Origin of the sequence: Vreelandella gomseomensis, assembly GCF_031451645.1 — a bacterium.
GTDB lineage: Bacteria > Pseudomonadota > Gammaproteobacteria > Pseudomonadales > Halomonadaceae > Vreelandella > Vreelandella gomseomensis.
Genome location: NZ_JARWAI010000001.1, coordinates 331,791 through 357,971, shown reverse-complemented (window position 1 = coordinate 357,971; position 26,181 = coordinate 331,791). Strand labels below are relative to the sequence as shown.

26 protein-coding genes are annotated in these 26,181 nt (G+C 60.9%); 20 read left to right on the top strand and 6 right to left on the bottom strand.

All coding sequences use genetic code 11. The annotated features are described in order from the left end of the window. The first annotated feature begins 98 nt into the window (after positions 1–98). Together QC815_RS01520 and QC815_RS01515 are read left to right on the top strand one after the other, a co-directional pair. A complete protein-coding gene (locus QC815_RS01520) occupies positions 99–797 on the top strand; it encodes a glutathione S-transferase family protein (RefSeq protein WP_230445980.1) in 699 nt (232 codons plus the stop codon). 125 nt (positions 798–922) lie between these two features. After that, the gene (locus QC815_RS01515; protein ID WP_230445981.1) at positions 923–1,279 is read left to right on the top strand and encodes a phasin family protein; all 357 of its coding nucleotides are present in this window, start codon (positions 923–925) and stop codon (positions 1,277–1,279) included. A gap of 97 nt (positions 1,280–1,376) precedes the next feature. Here the strand turns inward: QC815_RS01515 and uraD are convergent, their stop codons facing one another. Continuing rightward, positions 1,377–1,931: a 2-oxo-4-hydroxy-4-carboxy-5-ureidoimidazoline decarboxylase gene (gene uraD / locus QC815_RS01510; protein ID WP_230445982.1), complete on the bottom strand. Its 555-nt coding sequence runs from the start codon at positions 1,929–1,931 to the stop codon at positions 1,377–1,379. A 135-nt stretch (positions 1,932–2,066) separates the two neighbouring features. On the opposite strand from uraD, the gene uraH reads away from it, so the two are divergent. Genes uraH through QC815_RS01495 form a run of 3 tightly spaced genes read left to right on the top strand, consistent with a single transcriptional unit; the run spans position 2,067 to position 4,392 of the window. Further along, positions 2,067–2,420, top strand: coding sequence for a hydroxyisourate hydrolase (gene uraH / locus QC815_RS01505; protein ID WP_230445983.1), 354 nt, complete (start codon positions 2,067–2,069; stop codon positions 2,418–2,420). A gap of 15 nt (positions 2,421–2,435) precedes the next feature. Beyond that, on the top strand, positions 2,436–3,659 hold the full coding sequence (locus tag QC815_RS01500) for a urate hydroxylase PuuD (RefSeq protein WP_230445984.1): 1,224 nt from the start codon (positions 2,436–2,438) through the stop codon (positions 3,657–3,659). 16 nt (positions 3,660–3,675) lie between these two features. After that, entirely contained in the window at positions 3,676–4,392 is a 717-nt protein-coding gene (locus QC815_RS01495; protein ID WP_230445985.1) for a GntR family transcriptional regulator, read from the top strand. Between the two features lie 38 nt (positions 4,393–4,430). On the opposite strand, the gene QC815_RS01490 is transcribed toward QC815_RS01495, so the two are convergent. Next, the gene (locus QC815_RS01490) at positions 4,431–5,489 is read right to left on the bottom strand and encodes an SDR family oxidoreductase (protein ID WP_230445986.1); all 1,059 of its coding nucleotides are present in this window, start codon (positions 5,487–5,489) and stop codon (positions 4,431–4,433) included. A gap of 141 nt (positions 5,490–5,630) precedes the next feature. Here QC815_RS01490 and QC815_RS01485 point away from each other — a divergent pair, with 141 nt between their 5' ends. Continuing rightward, entirely contained in the window at positions 5,631–6,563 is a 933-nt protein-coding gene (locus QC815_RS01485; RefSeq protein WP_309766578.1) for a LysR family transcriptional regulator, read from the top strand. A gap of 150 nt (positions 6,564–6,713) precedes the next feature. Here QC815_RS01485 and QC815_RS01480 read toward each other — a convergent pair whose 3' ends face one another. The 3 genes from QC815_RS01480 to QC815_RS01470 all read right to left on the bottom strand — a co-directional run bounded on the left by QC815_RS01480 (position 6,714) and on the right by QC815_RS01470 (position 10,500). After that, the gene (locus QC815_RS01480) at positions 6,714–8,195 is read right to left on the bottom strand and encodes an NCS1 family nucleobase:cation symporter-1 (protein WP_230445988.1); all 1,482 of its coding nucleotides are present in this window, start codon (positions 8,193–8,195) and stop codon (positions 6,714–6,716) included. Positions 8,196–8,249: 54 nt separating this feature from the next. Then, on the bottom strand, positions 8,250–9,620 hold the full coding sequence (locus tag QC815_RS01475) for an NCS1 family transporter (RefSeq protein WP_230445989.1): 1,371 nt from the start codon (positions 9,618–9,620) through the stop codon (positions 8,250–8,252). A 121-nt stretch (positions 9,621–9,741) separates the two neighbouring features. After that, entirely contained in the window at positions 9,742–10,500 is a 759-nt protein-coding gene (locus tag QC815_RS01470; protein WP_309766576.1) for an aspartate/glutamate racemase family protein, read from the bottom strand. Between the two features lie 316 nt (positions 10,501–10,816). On the opposite strand from QC815_RS01470, the gene puuE reads away from it, so the two are divergent. From puuE to QC815_RS01430, 8 genes are all read left to right on the top strand, one after another. Beyond that, entirely contained in the window at positions 10,817–11,746 is a 930-nt protein-coding gene (gene puuE, locus QC815_RS01465) for an allantoinase PuuE (RefSeq protein WP_230445990.1), read from the top strand. A gap of 14 nt (positions 11,747–11,760) precedes the next feature. Further along, positions 11,761–12,588, top strand: a complete 828-nt coding sequence (locus tag QC815_RS01460) for a bifunctional allantoicase/(S)-ureidoglycine aminohydrolase (RefSeq protein ID WP_230445991.1) — start codon at positions 11,761–11,763, stop codon at positions 12,586–12,588. Between the two features lie 17 nt (positions 12,589–12,605). Further along, positions 12,606–13,097 carry an ureidoglycolate lyase gene (locus QC815_RS01455; RefSeq protein ID WP_309766572.1) on the top strand — a complete coding sequence of 164 codons (492 nt, stop codon included), beginning with the start codon at positions 12,606–12,608 and terminating at the stop codon, positions 13,095–13,097. An 82-nt stretch (positions 13,098–13,179) separates the two neighbouring features. Then, on the top strand, positions 13,180–14,664 hold the full coding sequence (pyk, locus tag QC815_RS01450; RefSeq protein ID WP_230445993.1) for a pyruvate kinase: 1,485 nt from the start codon (positions 13,180–13,182) through the stop codon (positions 14,662–14,664). A 3-nt stretch (positions 14,665–14,667) separates the two neighbouring features. Then, positions 14,668–15,438 carry a molybdate ABC transporter substrate-binding protein gene (gene modA / locus QC815_RS01445; RefSeq protein ID WP_230445994.1) on the top strand — a complete coding sequence of 257 codons (771 nt, stop codon included), beginning with the start codon at positions 14,668–14,670 and terminating at the stop codon, positions 15,436–15,438. Continuing rightward, complete coding sequence (gene modB / locus QC815_RS01440) at positions 15,438–16,106, top strand: molybdate ABC transporter permease subunit (RefSeq protein ID WP_230445995.1); 669 nt, start codon at positions 15,438–15,440, stop codon at positions 16,104–16,106. Before modA ends, modB begins: the two co-directional genes overlap by 1 nt. Then, positions 16,099–17,226, top strand: a complete 1,128-nt coding sequence (locus QC815_RS01435; RefSeq protein WP_309766568.1) for an ABC transporter ATP-binding protein — start codon at positions 16,099–16,101, stop codon at positions 17,224–17,226. The genes modB and QC815_RS01435 overlap by 8 nt, the downstream gene beginning before the upstream one ends. Next, positions 17,223–17,738, top strand: a complete 516-nt coding sequence (locus tag QC815_RS01430) for a DUF192 domain-containing protein (RefSeq protein ID WP_230445997.1) — start codon at positions 17,223–17,225, stop codon at positions 17,736–17,738. Before QC815_RS01435 ends, QC815_RS01430 begins: the two co-directional genes overlap by 4 nt. Here QC815_RS01430 and QC815_RS01425 read toward each other — a convergent pair. Then, positions 17,735–18,589: a DMT family transporter gene (locus QC815_RS01425; protein ID WP_309766567.1), complete on the bottom strand. Its 855-nt coding sequence runs from the start codon at positions 18,587–18,589 to the stop codon at positions 17,735–17,737. The genes QC815_RS01430 and QC815_RS01425 overlap by 4 nt on opposite strands. 260 nt (positions 18,590–18,849) lie before the next feature. On the opposite strand from QC815_RS01425, the gene QC815_RS01420 reads away from it, so the two are divergent. The 6 genes from QC815_RS01420 to QC815_RS01395 all read left to right on the top strand — a co-directional run bounded on the left by QC815_RS01420 (position 18,850) and on the right by QC815_RS01395 (position 26,160). Beyond that, positions 18,850–19,860, top strand: coding sequence for a DctP family TRAP transporter solute-binding subunit (locus QC815_RS01420; protein WP_230445999.1), 1,011 nt, complete (start codon positions 18,850–18,852; stop codon positions 19,858–19,860). Positions 19,861–19,930: 70 nt separating this feature from the next. Continuing rightward, entirely contained in the window at positions 19,931–20,410 is a 480-nt protein-coding gene (locus QC815_RS01415; RefSeq protein ID WP_309766565.1) for a TRAP transporter small permease, read from the top strand. Beyond that, on the top strand, positions 20,400–21,707 hold the full coding sequence (locus QC815_RS01410; RefSeq protein WP_230446001.1) for a TRAP transporter large permease: 1,308 nt from the start codon (positions 20,400–20,402) through the stop codon (positions 21,705–21,707). The genes QC815_RS01415 and QC815_RS01410 overlap by 11 nt, the downstream gene beginning before the upstream one ends. 282 nt (positions 21,708–21,989) lie before the next feature. Next, positions 21,990–22,976: a TAXI family TRAP transporter solute-binding subunit gene (locus QC815_RS01405; RefSeq protein WP_230446002.1), complete on the top strand. Its 987-nt coding sequence runs from the start codon at positions 21,990–21,992 to the stop codon at positions 22,974–22,976. A 137-nt stretch (positions 22,977–23,113) separates the two neighbouring features. Next, on the top strand, positions 23,114–25,717 hold the full coding sequence (locus tag QC815_RS01400) for a TRAP transporter permease (RefSeq protein WP_309766562.1): 2,604 nt from the start codon (positions 23,114–23,116) through the stop codon (positions 25,715–25,717). A 14-nt stretch (positions 25,718–25,731) separates the two neighbouring features. Then, entirely contained in the window at positions 25,732–26,160 is a 429-nt protein-coding gene (locus QC815_RS01395; protein ID WP_230446004.1) for a universal stress protein, read from the top strand. Positions 26,161–26,181: the final 21 nt, after the last annotated feature.

Genomic DNA, 26,181 nt, shown 5'->3' with positions numbered 1-26,181 from the left:
ATGTCAATGCCATAGCATAGTCAACCGGGGTCATCCTGGCGAACGCCAAGCCTAGCCTGGAAAATCACGCTGATTCTTTGCACCAAGGGAGATTGATCATGTCACGAGAGCTCTATGATTTATGCGGCCGCGACGAGCGCCTACGTTTCTCGCCTTTCTGTTGGCGCGTGCGCATGGCCCTGGCCCACAAAGGCCTCGACTTTACCACGCGGCCCTGGCGGTTTCTGGACAAGGAAGCCCTGGCCTTCGCCAACCACGACAAGGTGCCGGTGCTGGTGGACGGCGACCAGGTGGTGACCGACAGCTTCGACATCATGCGCTACCTGGATGACCGCTATCCCCAGGCGCCGCTGCTGGGCGAGGGCGCGAGCCACCAGCGGGTGCTGTTCTTCAAGCATTACGTCGAGCGCAGCGTGACCCCCGCGCTGTTCAAGATTGTCGCGCTGGACTTGCTGGCGGCAATCCACCCAGACGATCGCGACTATTTTCGCGACACCCGTGAGGCCCGCTTTGGCTGCACGCTGGAAGCGCTCCACCAGCCCGAGCAAGGGCGCGCGCAGCTCAAGCAGGCGTTGGCGCCGGTTTATGCCCAGTTGAAAGACAGCCTGTTTATCGACGGTGATGCGCCAAGCGGCGCCGACTATCTTTTATTTGGCAGCATGATGTGGGCCTATACCGTGTCGCTGGAGTCGCTGGTCTCAACGGATGATGAGGTGGATCAGTGGTTTAAACGCATGCTGGAGGTACACGGCGGGATTGCCGCCAAGGCTATCACGGTGCGCGACCTGGGCGAGTGACGAAATACATGTTGCACTGCACAAAAGTGACTGCTAACGTGTGGTGTAGCAGAGGCGCCGACCTTACGGATGTTCCCTTTTCAAGGCGCGCCTATGTCATTACTTACTCCTGAGGAGATAGCGCAATGAACAAAGCCGCCGAAAAAACCAGCCAGCAAGTCGAGTCCATCTTTGTATCGCCGATGCGTTCTTACACGCTCACGGCGCTGGACTACTACGACCAGATCGTCAGCGCACAGCTTGATGCCGTTCGTGCCTATTCGGATCTGAGCATTGCCCAGGCCCGCACATGGCTGGACGTCAAGGATGCCGACAGCTTCAAGAAAGCAATGGAAAGCCAGCAGAAAACTGCCAGCGACCTGATGGAGCGCATGAAAGGTGATGGTGAAAAAGTGACCGCCATTAGCCAAAGCTTCATGAAAGACAGCCAGCAAGCAGCCGAAGACACCACCAAGAAAGTGGTAGAGACGGCCAAGCAGTAAGCGGAGAAGCTAACGCGCTGCGTTAGTCCGCTGGATAAATCACTGCGCTCTTTTTAGAGCGCAGTTTTTTTGCGTGTCTGGGCGTCAGACAGGGCGGCTATCGCGCTGAAACACTGTCCTCTGCCCGGGCGCGCAGGCGCAGCCGGGCAATGCGAATGATTTGCTGAATGGCGGTTTCCCGCTCCGTGGCCGCGTCGTTCTCGAGGCGCTCGGCAAATGCCTGCAGGATGGCGTGGCGGTCTAGGCCCTGGACGGCGATCACGAAGGGAAAGCCGAAGGCCTTCTTGTAGGCGGCGTTCAGGGCTTCGAAACGTGCCAACTCTTCCGGCGAGCACTGGTCAAGCCCGGCGCCGGCCTGCTCGCGGGAAGAATCCTGGGTCAGCTCGCCTGCCAGGGCGGCTTTGCCGGCAAGGTCCGGGTGGGCCTGGATCACGCGAATTTGCTGATCGCTGCTTGCCTGCTGAAGCTGAAGGCCCATCAATTCTGCCAGGGCATCGGGATGGTCATGGGCGGACGTGAGCCCGCTTTCCCAGGCGGCCCTGGCGACCCAGGGCGAATGCTCGTAAATATCCCCGTAGTGCGCGATAAAAGCGTCCAGCGATAAGGTGCTTGGGCAGGGGAAGAGGCATAACGTAGCGTCATGTGACGGCATGGTGGCTCCGGGCTAAGCTGCAGGGTGATTGGGCGTAATGTATACAATATAACAGGCTGACGGTACGCTAAAGCCAGCGACACGCGACACGGTTCGCCCTTCGCCATCACCCAACAACAGCAACAAGGAGCCATCATGGGACGCCTGACTACCCACGTGCTGGATACCGCGCTCGGCCGCCCCGGCCAGGGCATCGCCATCGACGTGCTGCGGCTGAACGGCAGCGAACGCCAGCACCTGCGCACGGTGACGACCAACCAGGACGGCCGTTGCGATGCGCCGCTGCTCGAAGGCGATGGGCTGACGCCGGGCGAATATGAACTGTGCTTTCATGCCGGTGATTACCTGCGCGCCAGCGGGGTCGAGGCGACCGAGCCGCGATTTCTGGACATCATTCCCATCCGCTTCGGCGTGGCGGATGCCGAGCAGCATTACCATGTGCCGCTGCTGCTCTCACCCTATGGCTATTCCACCTACCGTGGTAGCTGATGGCGGAGGCCGGTGATGCAAGCGTATTTGATAGAAGCCGTTAACCTGCTGCTGCGGTGGCTGCATGTGATTGCCGCCATCGCCTGGATCGGCGAATCGATCTATTTCGTGATGCTGGATAACAGCCTGCGCACCCCCAAGGCGGAATCAGACCGCCAGAAGGGTATCTTTGGCGAGATGTGGGCCGTCCACGGCGGCGGTTTCTACCACAATCAGAAATACACCACGGCGCCTGACAAATTACCCACTGACCTGCACTGGTCGTTCTGGAAAGCCTATACCACCTGGCTGTCCGGCTTTGCCCTGTTCGTTATTCTTTACATGGTCAATCCCGACTTTTATCTGGTGAACCCGGATAGCGCCTGGCAGTGGGCCGCCAGCCTGGCGGGCTGGCAGGCGAACCTGCTGGCGCTGCTGTTCCTGTTCGGCGGCTGGATGGTTTATAACCAGCTGTGCAAGCGCATCAGCCCCTCCATGCAGCGCGATGGCCTGTTAAGCGTGGCCGTGGCGGTGATGATGGTGGTCGTGGCCTACCTGAGCACCCAGCTGTTTGGTGGGCGAGCCGCGTTCCTGCTGACCGGTGCAGTGATGGCCACCGCCATGTCGGCGAACGTATTCTTCTGGATCATTCCCGGCCAGCGGCGCATGGTCAACGCCATGAAAGCCGGCGAGGCGCCCAACCCGCTGGATGGCAAGCGCGGCAAGCAGCGCTCGGTGCACAACACCTACTTCACGCTGCCCGTCGTGCTGCTGATGATCAGCAATCACTACTCGTTCCTGTATTCCCATGAGCTGGCTTGGGTGGTGATGTCCCTGTTTATCTTCGCGGGTGCGCTGATTCGTCAGTTCTTCGTGCTCATGCATGCCGGGAAGTGGCAATGGGGTTACCCGGCCGCCGGGGTGGCGCTCATTGTGCTGGCGTTTTGGGTGGCCGCCCCGGATGCCCGCACCGCCGACGCGGCCAGCTCAGACCAGATGAGCGACACCCAGGCAAGCGACGCCCCCGAGAACCAGATAAGCGGCCTGATAGAGGAACACTGCGTGCAGTGTCACGCAAGCGACCCGGAACATGCCGGTTTTTCTGCGCCGCCGGCGAACTATGCGTTCGACGACTGGGACGACATCCTGGGCCACAAAGCCGTCATTCAGCAGGTTGTTGAAAGCCGTTACATGCCGTTAGGCAACGTGACCAAGATGACCGATGAAGAACGCGCTACCATAGCGGTCTGGGAAGAATGATCAACGAGGAGCGTCAATGAGCGATGCGCAGGCGGTGGCTAAGCGATCCGCATCAAAAGCGGAAGGCGATGAGCGTCACGAGGCGATTTATCGCGCGGTAAGCGACGCGATTGTGGAGCAGCGGCTCAAGCCCGGGGCGCGGCTGCGCGAAGATGCCCTGGCCGAGGTGTTCGGCATCAGTCGCACCGGCATTCGCAAAATCTTGCAGCGGCTGGCGCTGGAGCAGCTGGTTACCCTGACCCCGCGCCGCGGGGCCAGCGTCACCCGGCCCACCGCCGACGAAGCCAAGGACGTGTTCGACGCCCGTCAGCTGATCGAATGCGGGCTGATGCCCGACGTGGCACGGCGCATGAATGAAAAAGAAGCGGCGGAGCTGCGCGACATGGCCCAGCGCGAACGCCAGGCGCTGCGCAGCGGTCAACAGAGCGTCGCCATTCGCCTGTCGGCAGACTTCCACGTACGCCTGGCTCAGCTTTCCGGCAACGCTACCTTGGCGGCCTTTGTGGAAACCCTGTGTTCACGCTCGTCGCTGATACTCGCCGTTTACGGTCATCGCGGCCACCTGGGCTGCGAATCCCACGACCACGACGACCTTATCGGCTACCTGGAAGCCGGCAACGGCGAGCGCGCCAAGGCATTCATGAGCCGCCACCTGAAAGCCATCGAAGCCTCGCTCTCCATGGTCGAGGAAGAAGACAGCGCGCCCGATTTGCAGCAGATATTCGGGGGGTGAAGGCGCTGCTTAGCGGTTGCCTTGCTGAGCGTTGGTGCTCAAGGGATGATTTTTTCTGCGCGAAGGCGGTCGAACAGGTCGAAGAATGCGCCCCGGGTTTCGCGGAAATGGTCGAAGCCGAAATCCCGTGACTTGGCGGTATCGTTGACGCACTCCTGGTCGCGACCCAGGTCGGCATCCGTGTGCCACCAGGAAGCAAGCTTCGTGACATCGGGCTCGATCAGGTCATGCTGCTCGGCAATGTCGCGCCAGGTCGCGTCAATCCCCGCCATCTGGGTGTCCAGCGGCTGCGGTGTCTCGGGGCAGTCTGCAACGTCGAGGCCGAAGTACTCGCCGATCTCGCGCCACATGCGGCGCCAGCGAAAAACGTCACCGTTGACGGTGTTGAAGGCCTGATTCGCGGCGCCTGGCGTCGTTGCGGCCCACTCCATCTGGCGTGCCAGCACCAGCGCGTCGGTCATATCCGTCAGCGCGTTCCACTGGGTCTGTGAGCCGGGAAACACGAAGGGCTTGCCGGTCGCCTTGCAGATCGAGGCATAGACGGCGAGCGTGGTCCCCATGTTCATGGCATTGCCACGCGCATAGCCGATCACCGTGTGCGGGCGGTGTACGTTCCAGGCGAAGCCTTTGCGCTCCGCGTTTTCGAACAGAACGTCCTCCAGGGCATAGTAGAAGTTATCACCGGGAACGCGCGGCTCGGATTCGCGAAACGGCGTTTCAATTCGGCCGCTGCCGTAGGCTTCAAATGACCCGAGATATTGCTTGGTGCCCGTGACCAGCGAAGCGTGCTCGAGATTAGCGTCATCAAGCGCCGCGAACAGGTTGCGCATCATGGCGCTATTGGCCTCGACGTTGGCCTTCTCGTTCTCGCGCCCCACCCATGTGCAGTAGAAGACGTGGGTAATCGGCAGGCCGGCCAGTGCCTCCTGGGTAGCCGAGGCGTCAAGCAAGTCGGTAGTCACCGGAATGACGCCGCTGTGTTCACTTGGGTGACGCGACAGCCCGTAAACCGTCCAGCCGCTTGCCACCAGGTAGGATGCCAAATTGCCACCGGTAATGCCCGTGGCACCGACCACGAGTGCAATGCCTTTACGCATGGGAAGTCTCCTTTCGTGAATGATGTCTGGCCGCCAGGGGGGCAGCCGATGCCTGCATTCTGGTAGTGAGCGTTCATTGCTACAATCAAAAGCACTGCAAATCTTTATTGCGTAGAGCGCAACTCAAGGAGTTTCAAAACGATGGACCTCAATGCCCTGCGTGTCTTCGAGCGTGTCGCGGCGACGGGAAGCTTCACCGCCGCCGCTCGACACTTCCATCGAGCCGTTTCTTCCATCTCTCGGCAGATCCAGGGGTTGGAAGAGGCCGTGGGTCAGCCGTTGCTGTACCGGCATACCCGGGCGGTGACACTCACCGAGGCGGGTTGGCGCTACTACGAGGAGGTGCGCGACATTCTGGAGCGGCTCGACAGCGCCACAGAGGCATTGGCACATCCGGACGCGGAACTCAGCGGCATGCTGCGTATCAATGCGCCGGTGGCGTTCGGCCAACGTCAGATCGTGCCCCTGCTGCATCGCTTTCAGGATCGCTATCCTTCCCTCAGGGCTGAGCTGCAGCTTGACGACCATGTGGTCGACCCGGTTCGCGAGGGGCACGACGTCACCTTTCGCGTGGGCAAGCTTGCGGATTCGTCGCTGATTGCCCGCCGCCTGGCGCCGATGAATTACGTGATCGCGGCGTCGCCGAGCTATCTTCAAGCGCATGGGGCGCCCGAATCACCCGAGGCGCTCGTCGATCACAATTGCTTGCTCTATCAGGGCGAGATGGGCCGGCAGCGGTGGTACTTTCAGGCACAGGAACAGGGCAGCGCCACGCCTTTCGAGGTGACGGGCAACCTCTACAGCAACGATGCCATCAGCCTGGTGCATGCAGCACTGCTGGGCCAGGGGCTGGTAATGTTTCCGACCTGGCTGATTGCCGACGAACTCAAAACCGGCGCGCTGGTTGCCCTGCTCGAACCCTGGCGCTGCGAGGTCGTGCCGGGGCGGCGGGGTATTCATGTACTGACCACCGAACGACGCCTGCGCTCACGCAAGGTGCGTATTTTTCTTGACTATTTGTTCGAGTTGCTGGACCCGCTTCCACCTTGGGAGCGGTGGCGTGAACCATGCTGACCCGCGACTCACCTGATAGACCCATCGCGCATCGCTTGTATGCCTCCCTGAAGGGGGCAGGCGAATTGAATAAAAAGCGCCATCGACACAGGGTCGATGGCGCGCGTACCAGGCCTTGATTGTTACGCCATCAGTGGCGGCTGACTGGCCTCAGCTGGCCTTTTGCCCAGCATACCTGGGGGCTGCTTTAAAGGGGCGCATCAAGATGAAGTAGAACAGCCCGCCAAGGCCCGCGCCCATTAACCAGCCGTAGCCGTTGAGGCTTGCCAGCGCCGGTACCAGGACGGTGGATAGCGAAAATATCGCCGCGCCGCCGAAGGCCATCAGCGCCCGGGTGTTCCAGCCCTGGGTGTAGTAGTAGGCGGCGTCGGGCTCGGCGGAAAACAGCGCCTGCATGTTCAGGTGCTGGCGCTTGATCAGGTAGTAGTCGACCACGATGATGCCGTAGAACGGGGCCACGATGGCGCCAAGCGCATTCACGAAGCCCGGCACGCCGATTTGACTGATCACCGACACCCACAGCGCGCCGACAAAGAAGGCGATGATGGCGGTAATCAGGCCGCCCATCTTGAAGCTGATCTTGCCGGGGAACAGGTTGGCGAGGTCGTAGGCGGGCGGTATGAAGTTCGCCACCAGGTTGATGCCCACGGTGGCCGCGAAGAAGGTCAGGGCGGCCACGATGGTCAGCGGTAACGCGTCCACGCGCTCGACGATATCGGAGGGGTTGGTCAACGCCTCGCCGAACAGCACCAGGGTGCCGGCGGTGATGATCAGCGCGATGAACGAGAAAAACGCCACGTTGAGCGGTAGCCCCAGCAGGTTACCCAGTTTCATCTGGCGCTCGGTTTTCACAAAGCGGGTAAAGTCGCCGAAGTTGATCACCACTGCCGCGAAGTAGGCCACCATGGTGCCCACAATGGCCATGAAGGCACCAACTGGATGCGTGGTGGTATCGGCTTCGCCGCCGCTGAAAATCGTGTCAATCGCAGGCAATAATTCGCTGCCAGCCTTGACCCAGACGATGACCATGAGCGCGATCATGACCAGGTAAACCAGCGGCCCTGCCCAGTTGAGGAAGTGCTTGATACGCTCGATACCCGCCCAGAAGATCGCGATCTGGAACAGCCAGACGATGATGAACGATATCCACGCTAAGCTGGATAATCCCAGGAAAGTGGCGCCGTCACCGCCACCAAACAGCGCTGCCAGCAGCAGCGTCATGGCGGTCGAGGCAAAGTAGGTCTGCACGCCGTACCAGAAAATCCCCACAATCGCCCGCAGCATCGCGGGCAGGTTGGCCCCACGCACGCCCATGCTGGCGCGTACCATCACCGGAAAGGGAATGCCATATTTGACGCTTGGCTTACCCGTAAGGTTGACCAGAAACATGACGATCACCCCGGCAAGGATAATCGCCGCCATGACCGCCCAGCCGTTCAGGCCGTAGGTCAGAAACAGCGAGGCGGCAAGGGTATAGCCAAACAGGCTCTGGATGTCGTTGGACCAGACGTTGAAAATTTCAAACGCCCCCCAGGTGCGGTCTTCGGGTTTCAGCGGGGCGAGGTCGGCATTGTAGAGCGACGGGTCGATGCGCTTGATGGTCATCGAATCCTGACTGGGTGTCTCGTTCATAGCGTTTACTCTGTTGGATGTGCAAGGCCGCCAGCGGCTGGCGGCGCGCAACGGTTATTGGGTAAAGCGCTGGCAGGCGGGCCAGTGCTTCATCAACAGGAAGTAGGTCAGCCCAGCGGGGATCAGGCTGGCGTACCAGGAAATCGCTGAGAACATGAGTGCCGCCGCGATGCCCACTGCGGTGGCGATCAGGGCGGCGGCGTTGACGCCCTGATAGGGGCCGCTGGGGTCGTAGAGCTTGTCGAGGTCCAGGGTGCGGCGGCGAATCAGGTAATAATCGACCACCAGAATGGCAAAGATCGGCCCGAGAAAGGCGGAATAGGTCTGCACGAAGAGCTGCAGGCCCTCGGCTGAGCCTGGCTGCACCAGCTTCCAGGGAAAGGTCGCGAAGGCCAGTAGACCGACGATCACGGTGGCGATTGGAAACTTGAGCTTGAACACGTCCATCAGCACGTAGGTAGGCGGCACCACGTTGTTGAGTACGTTGGTGGTGACCTGGGCAAAGGCGATGAACAGCAGCGTCGTCATCAGCAGCGGGGTGTTATCCACGGCGTTGGCAAACACCTGAATGGGGTCGGCGGTGCCGGTGGCTTCCGAAACCATGAAACCAATCAGCCCCATGAACAGCGTGCAGGGCAGAATCGACATGGCATAGAGGGTGGTCAGCAAACCGGGTCCGGAGCCGGTCTTATGCTCCCGCGAGTAGTCGCTGACGTTAAGCATCATGGTGCTGTAGATGCCCAGAAACAGCATGGTGGCGCCCCAGAACGGCATGCCCCAGGAGCCTTCCATGGTCAGCAGGTTCGCGGAAAGCTCATCCCCGTAACGCTGGATTGTGGCGACGAACATGTAGACCAGCGAGAGCAGAATAAACCCGCTACCCAGGTTCTCCAGCCACTTGATGCCCTGAAAGCCGGTGACCGACAGGGCGATCTGCAGCAGTTGGAAGGCGATGAAAAAGAACACCACGTTATCAAAGCCGAACAACGTAGCCGATACCATGTTCAGCGCACCGGCGCCGATCCAGCTTTGAAAGCCGTACCACACGATCGCCGGTACCGCGCGCACCAGCCCCGGCAGCCGCGTGCCCGCAAAGCCAAAGGCGCTGCGCGCCTGGACCATGAAAGGAATGCCGTATTTATAGCCCGCCGCCCCATTCAGGGCCAAGGCGATGCCGATCACAAAGCAGCCAATGGCAATCGCCAGGGTGGCCTGAATCAGGTTGAGCGTGCCGACAACGCTTGATCCCATCGCGAAAGTGCCGATGGACACGCAGCCGCCAAACCAGGCAAGAAAATAAGAGGCGCGCCCCATTATTCGCGTACTTTGCGGCGCGAGCGACTCGTCGCCTATGCTTTTCCGGCCGTCGCTGGGTGTGACGGTCGCTGGGTCGTCCGACGTCAGACCCGATGGTGATGCACTCATGGTGTCGTCCTCGCAAGATTATCAGTTTTATTGATCCCGATCGGTGTGGGGATGCTTGCGGCTGGCGTGGGTTGTCGATGCCTTATTGTTATTGGGCGGCATCGTCGTGATGTTCTCTGGGTTAGCCGTCCGGCGGCAGCGTCAGGTTCGAGAAGTCAGCGAACTGACCGGTAAACGGCTTGGCGCGAGGGTAGTCCAAATCGCCGTGCTTGCTGGTGTAAAGGCCCAGCCCCACCAGCGACTCGGCAAGCTTGAGCCCCGCCGTGACACCCTCGATCACCGGCAGCCCGACCTCGCGGCTGATTTCCTGGGTGAGGTTGGCCATGCCCCCGCAGCCCAGCACAATTGCGCCGATGCCATCCTCGTCACGGGCGCGGCAGCATTCCTCGACAATGCGCCGGTAGGCCACCTCCGGATGATGCTCAAGGTCGAGCACCGGAATTTCCGCCGCCCGAATGCGGCGGCAGTGGTGGCGAAAGCCGTACTGCTCCAGCAGGTGTTCGGCGATGATGCCGGTGCGGCCGAGGGTGGTGACGATCGAAAAACGCGTGCTGACCAGCGTCGCCATGTGAAAAGCGGCCTCGGCAATGCCGACCACCGGGGCGCGGGTAAGCTCGCGGGCGGCGAGCAAGCCCGGGTCGCCAAAGCAGGCCACCACGTAGGCGTCGATGTTGCCTTCGCGTTCACCTTTGAGGACTTCCTGGGCAACGCCCACGGCGCTGACCGCCTCATCGAAATGGCTTTCGATCGACACCGGCCCGGACGCCGGCTGACAGGCGCTGACCTCGGTACCCACGGCGGCGTAGTCATTGGCGGCACGATAAATCGCGGCGGTCATCGAGGCCGTGGTGTTGGGGTTGATGATACGTATGTGGGCCACCCAGTTCTCCTTTCGGTGGTAAGGCACCGGTGTTAGGTAAACAATTTTCTCGTTCTTGTATACAAAATAGGGCGGTTTTTTCTCAACCGCAAGCCTGAAATTACGTAGCATTTCAAGTCGTTAGTTGACCGATCGATCAGCTTTTGGGCCGCCGCGCGGGTCTATGGCCAGGAAAATGCCGCTGTCTCAAGCGGCTAGCGGCGCCCGGCGTTGCTGTCAGCGTTTGATCGGGCTATTTTGTATACAAGTGAGTGGTTGCATTACCCGCGGCCACACCAGAGTCCATGCACGACCGAATCTGCTTGAGGAGCCGCCCATGACGCCCCGCGATTACCCCCGTGACTTGATCGGTTACGGGCGTACACCGCCCCACGCCAACTGGCCGGGTAACGCCAAGATTGCCGTGCAGTTTGTCTTGAATTACGAAGAAGGCGCCGAGAACTGCGTGCTGCACGGTGATGCCGGCTCGGAACAGTTCTTGTCGGAAATTATCGGTGCGCCGGCCTTCCCCGATCGTCACCTGAGCATGGAGTCGATCTATGAATACGGCGCCCGCGCCGGGGTGTGGCGGATTCTGCGCGAGTTCGAGAAGCGCGATTTGCCACTCACGGTGTTTGGCGTGGCGATGGCGCTGGAGCGCAACCCCGAGGCCGCCCTGGCCTTCAAGGAGTTGGGCCATGAAATTGCCTGCCACGGCTATCGCTGGATTCACTATCAGGAAGTCCCCGAACATATCGAGCGCGAACACCTGCAAAACGCCATGGAGATTTTCCAGCGGCTGTACGGCGAGAAACCGCTGGGCTGGTACACCGGGCGCGACAGCCCCAATACCCGTCGACTGGTGTTGGACGAGGGCGGTTTCCTTTACGATAGCGACTATTACGGCGACGACCTGCCGTTCTGGACCCAGGTAACCGATAGCCAGGGCAGCGATCACAACCATTTGATCGTGCCCTACACGCTGGACAGCAACGACATGCGCTTTGCCGCGCCCCAGGGGTTTAACACTGCGGATCACTTCTTTACCTACCTGCGCGATGCGTTCGATGTGCTCTACGCGGAAGGGGAGGAGGCGCCCAAGATGCTTTCGGTAGGCATGCATTGCCGTTTATTGGGGCGTCCAGGGCGTTTTCGTGCCTTGCAGCGCTTTTTGGATTACATCGAAACCCATGACCGCGTATGGATAGCGCGCCGGGTGGATATCGCCCGCCATTGGGCCGAGCACCATCCCGTAGCTACCCGCTGATAGGCCGATACACAATGAACACACCTACCTATTACGCTCCGACCGGCGGGCATCCGCCGCAGAGCCAGTTAACCGCCGACCGCGCGGTATTTACCGAGGCCTACGCGCTGATCCCCAAGGGCGTGATGCGCGATATCGTGACCAGCCACCTGCCGTTTTGGGAAGCCACGCGGCTTTGGGTGCTGGCGCGACCGCTGTCGGGGTTTGCCGAAACGTTTTCCCAGTACATCATGGAAGTGCAGCCGGACGGTGGTAGCGACAAGCCCGAGCTGGATACCCAGGCGGAAGGCGTGCTGTTTATCGTCGAGGGTGAGTTAACGCTTACCCTCTCCGGCGAGCGTCATACGATGACGCCGGGTGGCTATGCGTTCATTCCGCCGGGGAGTCATTGGCAGGTGCGCAATGAATCCGCCGCGCCCGTGCGCTTTCACTGGGTGCGCAAGGCGTATGAGTTTGTCGAAGGGCTGGAGGTGCCCAAGGCGTTCGTGACCAACGAGCAGGCTATCGCCCCGATCGAGATGCCGGGTACCGAGGGCCGCTGGGCTACCACGCGCTTTGTTGAACCCGATGATGTGCGTCACGACATGCACGTCAATATCGTCACCTTCCAGCCGGGCGGGGTAATTCCGTTTGATGAAACCCATGTCATGGAGCACGGCCTGTACGTGCTGGAGGGCAAGGCGGTCTATCACCTCAATCAGAACTGGGTGGAAGTCGAGGCGGGGGACTTCATGTGGCTGCGCGCGTTCTGCCCTCAGGCGTGTTACGCCGGTGGCCCCGGGCCGTTCCGCTATTTATTGTATAAAGACGTTAACCGTCACCCCGCTCTTCGTCTGCGATAACGTTCAAGGACAACGCTATGCTGGAACTAACCGCCGAGCCGCTGACCGCAGACGCCTTTACGCCCTTTGGCGAGGTGATCGATGCTCGCACGTCAGATTCATTTCCCATCAATGCCGGGCGCACCCAACGCCATCACGATCTGGCGACGGTCGAAACACTGGGCGATAACGCCCGCACCTTGATCAATATCTTCGTCAGCCAGCCGGTGACGCTTCCGCTGGATCTTACGTTTCTTGAGCGCCACCCGCTGGGTAGCCAGGCGTTTATGCCGCTGCATCAGGAGCGGTTTATCGTCGTGGTGGCCCCTCCCGGTGAGATGATCACCCCTGAGGATGTGCGTGCGTTCGTGACCGATGGCCGCCAGGGCGTGAATTATCACGCGGGTACCTGGCACGCCATTCAGTCGGTGCTGGAGCGCGAGGGTGAGTTTTTGGTCGTGGATCGAGGTGGCGATGGCAATAACTGCGACGAGCACCCATTGACGTTGCGGGTTCATCTAAACGAATAGCGCAGGGTGTTGCATAGCGGTCATGTTTAGCGCTTTATACTGATAGGCTAGTGATTATCAACGTTAAGCGCCCGGGAGCTTTATGAACGCACTGCATCATTCCTCTATTCGCCGTACCAAAATTGTCGCCACGCTAGGACCTGCCAGTGATCGCGAGGGCGTGCTGGATGCCATGCTTGCGGCGGGGGTAGATGTGGTACGGCTGAATTTCTCCCACGGCACCGCCGACGATCACCGTCGCCGCCTGCAGCAGGTGCGCGAAGCCGCCGCCAAGCTGGGCCGCAGCGTGGCGGTGCTCGGCGATCTTCAAGGCCCCAAGATTCGCGTCGCGCGCTTTAAAGAAGGCGCGGTGATGCTGGAAGAAGGTCAGCCGTTTATTCTCGATATGGCGATGGACGGTAACGCGGGCGATGCCACTCAGGTCGGCTGCGATTACAAGACCCTCGCCGACGACGTGACGTCAGGCGACCGTTTACTGCTCGACGACGGCCGCGTCGTGCTGGATGTCACCGAGGTGCAAGGCACCCAGGTGCATACCACGGTGGTGGTGGGCGGTAAGCTCTCCAACAACAAGGGCATCAACAAGCAGGGCGGTGGTCTGTCGGCCCCCGCACTGACCGAGAAAGACAAAGCCGACCTGAAAACCGCCGTCGAGATCGGCGTTGATTATCTGGCGATATCCTTCCCTCGTCATGCGCAAGACATGCTTGAAGCACGCCGCCTGCTGGGCGAGGCGGGGGCTGAGATTGGCCTGGTCGCCAAGGTGGAACGTGCCGAAGCGGTGGCCGATGACGCCACCCTGGACGGCATTATCGCAGCTTCCGAGGCGGTGATGGTCGCCCGCGGTGACCTGGGCGTCGAGATTGGCGATGCCCAACTGGTCGGGGTGCAAAAGCGCATGATCAAGCGCGCCCGCACGCTCAACCGCGCGGTGATCACCGCCACGCAAATGATGGAAAGCATGATTGCGGCGCCGCTGCCCACCCGCGCCGAAGTGTTCGATGTGGCCAATGCGGTGCTGGATGGCAGCGATGCGGTCATGCTGTCGGCCGAGACGGCGGCGGGGGACTACCCGGTAGAAACCGTCGATGCCATGGCGCGGGTCTGTCTGGGGGCTGAACGGGAAAAAACGGCCCAGGAATCGGGCCACCGCATTCACGAAGGCTTTACCCGGCCTGACGAGACCATTGCGCTTTCCGCGATGTACGCGGCGAACCATATGGAAGGCGTCACGGCGATTGCCTGCATGACCTCGTCGGGCTATACCCCACTGATCGCCTCACGCATTCGCTCGGGGCTGCCGATTGTCGGCCTGGCGCATAACCCCATCGCTCAGCGTCGCATGGCGCTGTATCGCGGCGTGGTCTCGCTGCCGTTCGATACGTCTGCCATGACCGCCACTGAGCTCAATGACCGCGCCCTCCAGGTGCTGGTCAAACAGGGCGTGGCGAAGGTCGGCGATTACGTGATTCTGACCCGTGGCGACCACATGAACGCCCACGGCGGTACCAACACCATGAAGGTCATGACCATTACCGAACAGCACCTCGACCCGCAGGCGGGCTGAACGATGCGCAGGTTATGGCTGATGGTATGGCTGATGCTTATTGCACTGCCCGCCTCGGCGGGGACGGCAACGGTAGCGGCGGCCTCTTCGCTGCAGTTCGCGCTCACTGAGGCCGCCACACGCTTTGAGCAAGAGAGCGGCCACACGCTGCGGCTCAACTTTGGCTCCTCGGGTAATTTTCGCCGCCAGATCGCCCAGGGAGCGCCCTTCGAACTGTTTCTGTCAGCCGACGAGCGTTATGTGGCAGCGCTGCATGAAGACGGCTATACGCTCGACGCCGGGGTGATTTACGCCCGTGGGCGCCTAGTGTGGCTACAGTCAGCGACGCAGGGCAACGTCCCGGATGCAAGCGCCCCGCTAGCGGGCGTTGAACAGGCGCTGGTGCGTCAGGCCAAGGGAGAGCGGCCGCGCATTGCGCTGGCCAACCCCGACCATGCACCGTATGGCGTTGCCGCGCAGCAAGTCCTTACTCATGCGGGCTTTTGGGAGGCAAGTCGCGCGCTTCACGTGCTGGGCGAAAACGTCTCTCAGGCCGCGCAGTTTGCGCTCACTGACGACGCCCAGGGCGGGCTGGTGGCCTATTCATTGGCGCTGGCCCCCGCGTTAGCCGAACGAAGTGAGTACGTACTTATCCCTGAGGGTTGGCACCAGCCGCTGCGCCAGCGCATGGTGCTTACCCGCCAGGCCGGTGACACCGCCCGCGCGTTTTATGCCTGGCTGCAGCAGGACGAGGCTCGCGCTATCTTTCAACAATACGGGTTCAGTACAGACTGATGGATTGGTCGGCGCTCTCGGTGTCACTGCGCCTGGCGGCGCTGACGTGCGTGTTTTTGCTGCCCCTCGGCATCTTGCTCGGCCGCTGGCTGGCGGTTGCCCGGTTTCGTGGCAAAGGGCTGTGCGAAGCGCTGGTGGCGCTGCCGCTGGTGCTGCCGCCGACGGTGCTCGGCTTTTATCTGCTGCAAAGCTTTGGCCGCGAAGCGCCGGTCGGCCAGCTGTGGATGACGCTGACCGGCGGCGGGCTCAACTTCACCTTCAGCGGTATCCTGCTGGCGTCGCTGGTGGCCAACCTGCCGTTTGCCGTCCAGCCGATCCAGCGTGCCTTTGAGCACGTGCCCCACAACCTGCGCGAGGCGGCATGGTGCAGCGGGCTTGGCCCCTGGCAAACCCTGCTGCGCATTGAGCTTCCGTTGGTATGGCCGGGTATCCTGTCTGCGTCTGCGCTGACCTTCGCCCACACCCTGGGGGAGTTTGGCGTCATCCTGATGGTCGGCGGGGCGATCGATGGCGAAACGCGTACCCTGGCGATTGCCATCTACGACCGAGTGCAGGCTTTTGACGAGCAGGGCGCGGCGCAGATGGCGGCGCTATTGCTGGTCGTCTCCTTTACCACCCTGGGCGTGGTCTATGGCCTGGCGGGCCGCCGGAGGTGGGCGCGTGGCTAGGCTTCAGGTTAATGTGCAGCAGGCGGGGCCGATCCCCCTCGATGCCCGGTTCGGCTGCTTGCCCGGTGAGCTGCTGGCGCTGGTGGGCCCTTCGGGCAGCGGTAAAACCACCTTGCTGCGCGCGATTGCGGGGCTCTATCGCCCTCAGCATGGGCATATTGAATGCGCCGGTGATACCTGGCTGGATACCCGGCATCAGCATTCACTATCGCCCCAGCGGCGCCGGGTAGGCATGGTGTTTCAGGATTACGCGCTGTTTCCCCATCTGACTGCGCTTGCCAATATTGCGCTTCCGCTGCGCCATTTGCCGCAACCGCAGCGCCGCCTGAAAGCCGCAGCGTGGCTTGAAACCGTGCGCTTGAAGGGGTTGGAGAACCGCTATCCGAGCGAGCTTTCCGGCGGCCAGCGCCAGCGCGTGGCGCTCGCCCGGGCATTGGCCCGCGACCCCCAGGTGCTGCTGCTCGATGAGCCGTTTTCGGCGGTGGATCAGGTCACCAGGCGGCGCCTCCAGCGCGAGCTGGCCAGGCTTCGCCAGCACATCTCGATACCCATTGTGCTGGTCACCCACGACCTTGAAGAAGCTTCGGCGCTGGCGGATCAGATCTGCGTGCTGCATAACGGCAATAGCCTCCAGCAGGCGTCTCCCGAGACGCTGTTTCGAACCCCGGCCTCGCCCAGCGTGGCGCGCTTGCTGGATCGGCACAACGTCTATCAGGGGCAGGTGGTTGGGTCGGCGGGAACGCACCGCCTGCGCTGGGGAAACGTGGAGCTGGACGTCGCGACGGGGCTTGAAGGGCTTGCGCCAGGCACGCAGGTGGCATGGTATCTGCCGCCGTCTGACATCGTGCTGCATCGTCGCGGACGACCTTCCCACGGTGAACGCGAAAACCCGGTGGCGGCGAGCGTTGACGATATGCTGGTGCTTGGCAGCATGACGTCGGTGGCGTTGCGCGTTCCACATGGCGATGTGCTACGTTTCGATATCGCCACCCACGCCGCACGGCGTAATGACTTGACGCCCGGCGCCGCCGTCCATGTGTCCCTGCTGGCGGGGGGCATCCATTTAATGCCAGGACAGGGCGACGACATGACGCCCAACGAGAAAAGGACACCGATATGACCATGAACCGGCGGACGCTGCTCAAGACGTCACTCATGTTGCCGTTGTCGCTGATGCTGCCCGGCGGCTCCCTGTGGGCCCAGGAGGCGGCAAGCGACGCCGATACCCTGGCGCTGGCGATTCATACCGAGCAGGGCCCGCATCGTTTGACGGTGGAAGTGGCCAAGTCGCTGGCCCAGCGTCAGCAAGGCCTGATGGGGCGTGAGACGCTCGGCGAAAAGCGCGGCATGCTGTTTGTCTTCGAGCGCGAACAGGCGCCCGGCAAAGGCTTCTGGATGTACCGTACCCTGATCCCTTTGGACATCGCCTTCATCGATGACGACGGCCGCATCGTCGCGATTGATACCATGCAGCCCTGTGAGTCGTCGTCGCCCCGCGACTGCCCCTCTTACCCAGCGGGCGCCGCCTACCATGCGGCGCTGGAAGTCAACGCCGGCTATTTTGCCGAGCGTGGCATCAACGTGGGTGATTGTGTTTCCGTCCCGGATGAAGCCGGTTTCTGCCAGCCCTAGACCGGGCGACGGCGAAATTTGATCACAATCAGGGCAATGCCCGCGATCACCAGGCCGCCGCCCATTAGCTTGTGCACGCCTAGGCTGTCGCCCATCAACAGTGCGCCCAGGCCTACCGCCAATACCGGTACGAGCAGCGTCATGGGCACCACACGGTTGACGGGGTGGCGGCGCAGCAGCGCGTACCAGATGCCATAAGCGACAATCGACGACATCACGGCGGTATAGACCATTGCCCCCCAGCCCAACCAGTTCGCTTGCTGTACTGCCTGCCACTGGCCACTCTCGAACAGCCACGAACCCAGCGCGACCTGGGGTACGGCAAACAGCGCGACCCAGCCTGCCAGCGCCATCGGCGCAATCGGCGGGCCACGCTTGATCAATAGCTGCGATACCGCCCAGCCCATGGCGCTACACAAAAGAATCGCCAGGGGAAGGGGCGTCGGTAAGGTGGGGCCCCCCGCTAATACGATAATGCCCGCAAACGAGAGCAGCAGCCCGACAACACGTTTGGGGCCTAGCTTCTCTTTCAGAAAGATCACCGCCAGCAGCGTGGCAAAGGGCGTGCCCATCTGCACTAAAAGCGCACCGGTACCCGCCTCGGCCTGCTGTAAGCCAATAAACAGCAGGCCGAAATGCAGGCTGCCGAAGGTGAAGGAAAGTAATAGCAAAAAAGGCAGCTGGGCTCGGGCTACCGGATAGAAGGGCACCAGCAGCACGGCGACCAGCGTAAAGCGCAGCGTGGTCATCAACAGCGGCGGGAGTTCTGCGACGCCGACCTTGATAACAATAATATTCAACGCCCAAATGGCGATAACGAATAAGCCGAGCAGCAGGTCGCGTAGGGGCACGTTGATGTCCGTTGATAGGTGTAAATTATTGCCATTGTATCAGCTTGGTTAAGTGCCAGAATGATCGGGTGACAAGTAGCTGCCTTCCCATCATCTGACGGGTGAACGCGACGACCCGTAAGGCAGGATGACGCTGTCGTTCATGCCGAACTTGGGTGGCTTCTTTTTGTGAGTGAAGTGCTTACAATGAAATGGAGCTCCACCAACGGCGTTGTGCCGTTGCATACACCACCATAAAAATCGATAAAAAAGGATCTGTTATGACGCTGACACGCTCAATGGCTTGCGTTTCCACCGGTCTCGCCGGTGCGCTGCTGCTGTCTTTTTCGTTCTCGGCGCAGGCGCGCGAACTGTCCGTTTCAACGGTATTGCCCGATGCCTTTCCCTGGGGCCAGGCGGCGGAAAAGTGGGCAGAATTGGTCGAGGAACGCAGCGACGGTGAGCTGACGATGCGGGTATATCCCAATTCTCAGCTGGTATCCGGTGACCAGACACGCGAATTTTCGGCCATGCGCTCGGGGCTCATCGATGCGGCGGTCGGTTCGACCATCAACTGGTCGCCGCAGGTGCCCGAGCTCAATCTCTTCTCGCTGCCGTTCTTCATTCCCGATGAAGCGGCCGTCGACGCGGTCACCGGTGGGGAAGCCGGTGACATGGTGTTCGAGGCGATCGAGTCGCGCGGCGTGATACCGCTTGCCTGGGGCGAAAATGGCTTCCGTCAGGTCTCCAACTCCCAGGGCCCCATCAGCGAGCCCGAGGATCTGGAAGGCCTGAAGATTCGCGTCGTCGGGTCGCCGCTGTTCCAGGATACGTTCTCGGCGCTGAATGCCGACCCCACGCAAATGAGCTGGGCGGATGCCAAGCCTGCGCTTACTACCGGGGCGGTAGACGGTCAGGAAAACCCGCTTTCGGTATTTGATGTGGCGCGCATTGACCAGGTCGGTCAAGAGCACTTGACGCTGTGGAACTATATGAACGACCCGCTGATTTTCGCTGTTAACCAGCAGGTATGGCAGTCGCTTAGCGAAGAACACCGTACCCTGCTGCGCGACACCGCCGTCGAGGCAGGCGAGTGGGAAATCGCTATGACGCGTGAAGAAGAGAGCGATCGCCTCGCGGCTATTCGGGAGCGCGGCGTCACGGTGACGGAGCTGACCGATGCGCAGTACCAAGCCTTTGTTGACGCCACACACGCTGTATACGATGAGTGGGCACCGCGGATTGGTGAAGATCTCGTAGAGGCCGCACAGACGGCTATCGACGCTCGCTAGGCACAGCCTATTCATTTTTATTGTTTTCCTACCGGCCTTTAGGGCCGGTAGCTTTAGCTGTGAGGCTGTCATGAAAGGCATTCCGGATGCGCGCCCCGAACGCTGGCTGGCGGCGCTGGCACTGATCATCATTTCGCTGATCAGCCTGGGAAACGTGATCACGCGCTATCTGACCGGCGGCTCATTTTCCTTCACCGAAGAATTTTCCGTGTTCCTGCTGGTGGTGCTGACTTTCGCCGGGGCGTCCGTGGCGCTGCGTCGTCAACGCCATATTCGCATCAGTTTTCTGGAGCGCGCGCTGCCCCCTGGCCCGCGTCGGCTATTGATAGGCTTTCAGGCGCTGTGTGGGGCCGTGGTGCTGGGGTTGATCACCTGGTATGGCGCCAAGCTGGCCTGGCAGGAATATCATTGGCAGTCGCTTTCGCCCGGTCTTGGCCTGCCGCAGTGGTGGTATATCGTCTGGTTGCCGGTGCTGTCCGCTGCCATGCTGTGGCGTCTGTTGCAGCAGACCCTCGACCGTCTGGCCGGGAGACACGCCGATGACGCCTGATGTATGGATGATTCTGGCCTTCGCTGGGTTTCTCATCGCGGGCGTGCCGGTGGCGTTTTCGCTGGCGTTGTCGGGCGCAGTGGGCATCGTGATCGGGCTGTCGCCGGACATGCTGGCGACCCTGGGCACCAATACCTACAACAGCATTGCCAAGTATCCGCTGATCGCGATTCCGCTGTTCATCTTGACCGGGCTGATTTTCGAGCGTGCCGGTGTCGCGCTGCGCCTGGTGCGCTTCGCTCAGGCGTTGATTGGCCCGCGCCATGGCGGTCTGGCGCTGGTGGCGGTGCTGGTGTGCATGATCATGGGCGGCATGAGTGGCTCCGGCCCCGCCGATGCCGCGGCGGTCGCCATGGTGATGCTGCCGAGCATGACCAAGGCCGGCTACCCCAAGCCGTTTTCCGCCACGCTGATCGCGGCGTCGGCTTCCACGGCGATTCTCATTCCCCCTTCCGTCGCGCTGATCCTCTACTCGATCGTGGTGCCGGGGGTGGATCTGCGTGCCCTGTTTGCCGCGGGCTTGTTCCCCGGGATACTGGCCGGTCTGGCACTGTTGCTGCCGGCATTGCTGGTGTCCAGGCGCTATGGATGGGAAGGCGGGGCGCCGGCGGAAGGGGCCGAGCGGCTGAGCGTGCGCGACACCTTCAAGCAGGCTCTGCCCGCGCTGTTTGCCCCGGTGCTGATCCTCGGGGGGCTGCGCTCGGGGCTATTTACCCCGACGGAAGCCGCCGTGGTGGCGGTTGCCTACGGTGCCATCGTCGGGCTTTTTCTGACCCGCGAGCTGTCCTGGCGTGATCTGTGGGAACTGTTCGGCGAAGCGGCGATTATCTCCGGCGTGGTGATGCTGATTATTGCGCTGGCGGGCATTTTTGCCTGGGCGGGCACCATGCTGGGCACTTTCCGTCATCTGGCAGAGTGGATTATCGGTCTCACCGACAACGGCGTGCTGCTGCTGATGCTGGTCATGCTGGCGGTGCTGATAGCCGGAATGCTGCTGGATGCCATTTCCATCTACCTGATCATGATGCCGATTTTGATACCGGTCATGCAGCATTTTGAGTGGAACCCGGTATGGTTCGGTATTTTGCTGGCCATGAACATTGCTATCGGGCAGTTCACCCCGCCGGTGGCGGTGAATTTGATGGTTACCACGGAAGTGGCCAAGATCCGCCTGGAACAGACGCTGGGTTGGGCGCTGATGTTCGTCGTGGCCATGGCCGGCGCGCTGGCGCTTGTCGCGGTGTTCCCGAGCATTGCGCTCTGGCTACCGCGCATTTTGGGCTACAACGTGGACTGATACCGCTTGGCCTATGCAAAAGCGGTATACCGGTTAACGCTCCCTAAACGGTGAACATCACTACACTCAGTGCATGACGTTAAGAAACGATGTTTGTCGGCTGACGTATCGCGTTTCGCTAATTACGTTTTTTTTCGCTAAAGTAGTCAACGCCGACAGACCCTGTCGATGCTGATAACAGATTGTCTTGAAAACGTTTTGGATCAGCCCACCTGTGGAAACATGATGCAGGTGGGGCCAAGACGCACAATGCTCATAACATCAAGATAAAGAGGTGTATTCATGAAACGCCACGCATTTTCTACCGCCGCCTTCTCCGGTGCGTTACTCGCCGCCACGGCCTTTGCCGCACCGGCCATGGCGCAAGAAGACCAGCAATTCATCACCATCGGTACCGGTGGCCAGACCGGCGTTTACTACGTCGTCGGTCAGTCGGTCTGCCGACTGGTCAACCGCGGCAGCGACGACCACAACATCCGCTGTAATGCGCCGTCCACCGGCGGCTCCGTTGCCAACATCAACGGTATCAAGTCCGGCGAGCTGGATATGGGGGTTGCCCAGTCCGACGTTCAGTACCAAGCCTATAACGGTACCGGGAATTTCGAGGGGGATGCCTTTGAGGATCTGCGTGCTGTCTTCCGTATTCACGGCGAGCCGTTGACGTTGCTGGCCCGCGCGGACTCGGGTATCGAAACGCTTGATGATCTCGAAGGCAAGCGCGTTAATATCGGCAACCCGGGCTCGGGTCAGCGTAACACCATGGAAGTGGTGATGGACGCCAAGGGCTGGGACGAAGACACTTTCTCCCTGGTCTCTGAGCTGGACGCCGCCGAGCAGGCCGCCGCCCTGTCGGATAACAACATCGACGCCATGGTTTACGTGGTCGGCCACCCGAACGGCTCGATTCAGGAGGCCACCACCACCGTCGACTCGCACCTGATCCCGATGAACGACGAGGACGTCCAGGGCATCGTTGACGAGTACCCCTACTACTCGACGTCTGTGATTCCGGGTGGCCTGTACAAGAACAACCCCGATGACGTCGAGACCTTCGGTGTGGCGGCGACGTTCGTTACCTCTGCTGATGCTGATGATGACGTGGTCTACGAAACCGTTAAAGCGGTATTCGATGATTTTGACCGCTTCAAGCGCCTGCATCCTGCCTTCGAAAACCTGGATGCCCAGGATATGGTCACCCAGGGCCTGTCCGCGCCGCTGCATGACGGTGCCAAGCGGTACTACGTCGAGCAGGGTTGGATCGAAGAGTAAGCTCTTCGGATAAGGGTGTTCATCACCCAGTGAAAGTGGCGCGCGGTCTCTCATGGGGCCGCGCGCTGTGTTTGGGATGCCGCTAGGCATCAAGCGGGCATCTCACAGTGCCATCCATATTTTAGCAGGGCATGCTTATGACAACGGACAACACCAAGACCGGCGGGTCGAATGTTGATCTTGAAGATCTTGTCGCCTCGACGGACTCGGGCTCCCGCAAACCAGCGGGGATGCCGGGCAAGCTGCTGGTGGGTATTGCAGCGGTGTGGTCACTCTTTCAGCTGTGGATCGCATCGCCGCTGCCGTATCTGGTCGGCTTTGGGGTTTTCAATGCCACCCAGTCCCGCTCGATCCACTTGGCCTTTGCGCTGTTTTTGGCCTACATGGCATACCCTGCGCTGAAGCGGTCGCCGCGCGATCGTATTCCTCTCCAGGACTGGGTGTTGGCGGCGGTTGCCGCGTTCTGCGGCGCCTACATGTTCATTTTTTACGAGGGCCTGTCGGAACGCCCTGGTGCGCCGCTGTTGACCGATGTGGTCGTCGGTGTGACAGGCATCCTGTTGCTGCTCGAAGCCACCCGGCGCGCCCTGGGGCCGCCCTTGATGATCGTGGCCAGCGTCTTCCTGTTCTATTCGCTGGCCGGCCCCTGGATGCCCGGCATGCTGGCCCATGGGGGCGTAAGTCTTTACGGGCTGGTAAACCATCAGTGGCTGACGACCCAGGGCGTATTCGGTATTGCCCTTGGGGTCTCCACCAGCTTTGTGTTCCTTTTCGTGCTGTTTGGCGCGCTGCTCGATAAAGCCGGTGCCGGTAACTATTTTATTAAAGTCGCGTTTTCCCTGCTGGGCCATTACAAAGGCGGCCCTGCCAAAGCGGCGGTAGTGGCGTCGGGCATGACCGGTCTGATTTCGGGCTCCTCGATTGCCAATACCGTGACCACCGGTACCTTTACCATCCCGATGATGAAACGGGTGGGCTTTTCCTCTGAAAAAGCCGGCGCGGTAGAAGTGGCCTCGTCGGTGAACGGCCAGATCATGCCGCCCGTCATGGGCGCCGCCGCCTTCCTGATGGTCGAGTACGTCGGTATTTCCTACGTCGAGGTGATCAAGCACGCGTTTCTGCCAGCGCTGATTTCCTATATAGCACTGATCTATATCGTTCACCTGGAAGCCTTGAAAGCTAACATGCAGGGGCTTGAAAGCAGCAACCCACCCAAGCCGCTGGTGCGCAAGGTCACCGGTTTTTTGGCAGGTCTGTTGCTGATGATGGTCACCGCCCTGGCGGTGTATTACGGGCTTGGGTGGATGCAACCCGTACTGGGCCCGGCGGCTCCCTGGGTGATCGGTCTGGCGCTGGCGGCGGTTTATGTCGCGCTGCTGAAGCTCGCCTCGAACTACCCTGAACTTGAAATTGATGATCCCAATGAGCCGGTCGTCACGCTGCCCCAGACGCGGCCCACGGTGCTGGTCGGCCTGCAGTACATTCTGCCGGTGATCGTGCTGGTGTGGTGCCTGATGGTTGAACGCCTTTCCCCCGGGCTATCGGCATTCTGGGCCACGGTGTTCATGATCTTCATCATGCTGACCCAGCGGCCGATCACTGCCTACTTCCGCGGTCACAGCGATTTCAAGGCGGATCTGCGCGAAGGCGGCCTTGACCTGTGGAATGGCCTGGTCACCGGTGCCCGCAACATGATCGGCATCGGCATCGCGACGGCCACGGCGGGGATTATCGTCGGCGCCGTTTCCCAGACAGGGGTCGGGCTGGTATTGGCGGATGTCGTCGAGACCCTCGCCATGGGCAACCTGATGCTGATCCTGCTGTTTACCGCCGTACTCAGCCTGATTCTGGGCATGGGGCTGCCGACTACCGCCAACTACATCGTGGTGTCGGCACTGCTGGCGCCGGTGATCATTCAGTTGGGGGCACAGAATGGCCTGCTGGTGCCGCTGATCGCTGTGCACCTGTTCGTTTTCTATTTTGGCATCATGGCCGACGTGACGCCGCCGGTGGGGCTGGCCTCGTTCGCGGCGGCGGCGGTTTCCGGGGGGGATCCGATCCGTACCGGTTTCCAGGCGTTTTACTACAGCCTGCGCACCGCCGCGCTTCCGTTCCTGTTTATCTTCAACACCGATCTGCTGTTGATCGACGTGACGCCGCTGCAGGGAATATTGATCTTCGTGGTGGCAACCGTGGCGATGCTGATCTTTGCCGCCGCCACTCAGGGCTTCATGGTGACGCGTAACCGCTGGTACGAGTCGATTCTGCTGCTCGTGGTGGCGTTTGCCCTGTTCCGCCCTGGCTTCTTCATGGACATGCTTCACGACCCTTACCGGTCGACGCCGCCTGAAGAATTTGCCGAGACCCTGGGCGAGGTGGATGAGGGATCGTCCTTGCGCGTACAGATCAGCGGCCTGGATGATTATGGCGACCCCATGACCACCTATATTCTGGTGCCGGTGCCCGAGGGCGATAGCGGTCAGGCGCGGTTGGATAATCTCGGCTTGACGTTGCTGACCGAGGACGATCAAGCGATTGTCGATATGGTCACCTACGGCAGTGACGCGGCGGATCTGGGCTTTGATTTCGATCAGGAAATCGTCGAAGTACTGGCACCGGTGGATCGCTGGACGAAGGAGTGGATCTGGATACCCGCATTAGGGGTGTTTGCGCTGATCGTCATGCTGCAGCGCCGTCGTCGGGCCGCCGAAGGGCGTGCGCCCAAAGCCAATACCGCGTAAGGAGGGGCTGTCTCATGTACCACAAGATCCTGTTACCCGTTGATCTCAACGAAGAGAGCTCATGGGCCAAGGCATTACCCACGGCTATCAAGCTATGCCAGACGTTTGATGCGTCGCTGCACGTGGTGACGGTGATGCCGGATTTTAAGATGCCCATGGTGGGCGCGTATTTTCCCAAGGACTTTTCCCAAAAGGCCCACGAGGCGGTGAAGGAGGCGCAGCATGACTTCATCCAAAAGCATGTGCCGGAAACCATCAGTACCCAGAGCGTGATTGTCGACGGCTCGCCGTGGGAAGCGATCATCAAGGTGGGCAAGCGACTGGATATCGACCTGATCGTCATGGCCTCGCATACCAAGCGCAAGTTCGTCGACTATGTGCTGGGCCCCAACGCCGAGCATGTGGTTCATCATGCCAAGATGTCGGTCATGATCGTGCGCTGATCCCTGTATGGGAAATGAAAG

Coding starts and splice junctions, on each gene's coding strand:
- QC815_RS01520 (WP_230445980.1), top strand. CDS start 99: ATGTCACGAGAGCTCTATGATTTATGCGGCCGCGACGAGCGCCTACGT.
- QC815_RS01515 (WP_230445981.1), top strand. CDS start 923: ATGAACAAAGCCGCCGAAAAAACCAGCCAGCAAGTCGAGTCCATCTTT.
- uraD (WP_230445982.1), bottom strand. CDS start 1,931: ATGCCGTCACATGACGCTACGTTATGCCTCTTCCCCTGCCCAAGCACC.
- uraH (WP_230445983.1), top strand. CDS start 2,067: ATGGGACGCCTGACTACCCACGTGCTGGATACCGCGCTCGGCCGCCCC.
- QC815_RS01500 (WP_230445984.1), top strand. CDS start 2,436: ATGCAAGCGTATTTGATAGAAGCCGTTAACCTGCTGCTGCGGTGGCTG.
- QC815_RS01495 (WP_230445985.1), top strand. CDS start 3,676: ATGAGCGATGCGCAGGCGGTGGCTAAGCGATCCGCATCAAAAGCGGAA.
- QC815_RS01490 (WP_230445986.1), bottom strand. CDS start 5,489: ATGCGTAAAGGCATTGCACTCGTGGTCGGTGCCACGGGCATTACCGGT.
- QC815_RS01485 (WP_309766578.1), top strand. CDS start 5,631: ATGGACCTCAATGCCCTGCGTGTCTTCGAGCGTGTCGCGGCGACGGGA.
- QC815_RS01480 (WP_230445988.1), bottom strand. CDS start 8,195: ATGAACGAGACACCCAGTCAGGATTCGATGACCATCAAGCGCATCGAC.
- QC815_RS01475 (WP_230445989.1), bottom strand. CDS start 9,620: ATGAGTGCATCACCATCGGGTCTGACGTCGGACGACCCAGCGACCGTC.
- puuE (WP_230445990.1), top strand. CDS start 10,817: ATGACGCCCCGCGATTACCCCCGTGACTTGATCGGTTACGGGCGTACA.
- QC815_RS01460 (WP_230445991.1), top strand. CDS start 11,761: ATGAACACACCTACCTATTACGCTCCGACCGGCGGGCATCCGCCGCAG.
- QC815_RS01455 (WP_309766572.1), top strand. CDS start 12,606: ATGCTGGAACTAACCGCCGAGCCGCTGACCGCAGACGCCTTTACGCCC.
- pyk (WP_230445993.1), top strand. CDS start 13,180: ATGAACGCACTGCATCATTCCTCTATTCGCCGTACCAAAATTGTCGCC.
- modA (WP_230445994.1), top strand. CDS start 14,668: ATGCGCAGGTTATGGCTGATGGTATGGCTGATGCTTATTGCACTGCCC.
- modB (WP_230445995.1), top strand. CDS start 15,438: ATGGATTGGTCGGCGCTCTCGGTGTCACTGCGCCTGGCGGCGCTGACG.
- QC815_RS01430 (WP_230445997.1), top strand. CDS start 17,223: ATGACCATGAACCGGCGGACGCTGCTCAAGACGTCACTCATGTTGCCG.
- QC815_RS01420 (WP_230445999.1), top strand. CDS start 18,850: ATGACGCTGACACGCTCAATGGCTTGCGTTTCCACCGGTCTCGCCGGT.
- QC815_RS01415 (WP_309766565.1), top strand. CDS start 19,931: ATGAAAGGCATTCCGGATGCGCGCCCCGAACGCTGGCTGGCGGCGCTG.
- QC815_RS01410 (WP_230446001.1), top strand. CDS start 20,400: ATGACGCCTGATGTATGGATGATTCTGGCCTTCGCTGGGTTTCTCATC.
- QC815_RS01405 (WP_230446002.1), top strand. CDS start 21,990: ATGAAACGCCACGCATTTTCTACCGCCGCCTTCTCCGGTGCGTTACTC.
- QC815_RS01400 (WP_309766562.1), top strand. CDS start 23,114: ATGACAACGGACAACACCAAGACCGGCGGGTCGAATGTTGATCTTGAA.
- QC815_RS01395 (WP_230446004.1), top strand. CDS start 25,732: ATGTACCACAAGATCCTGTTACCCGTTGATCTCAACGAAGAGAGCTCA.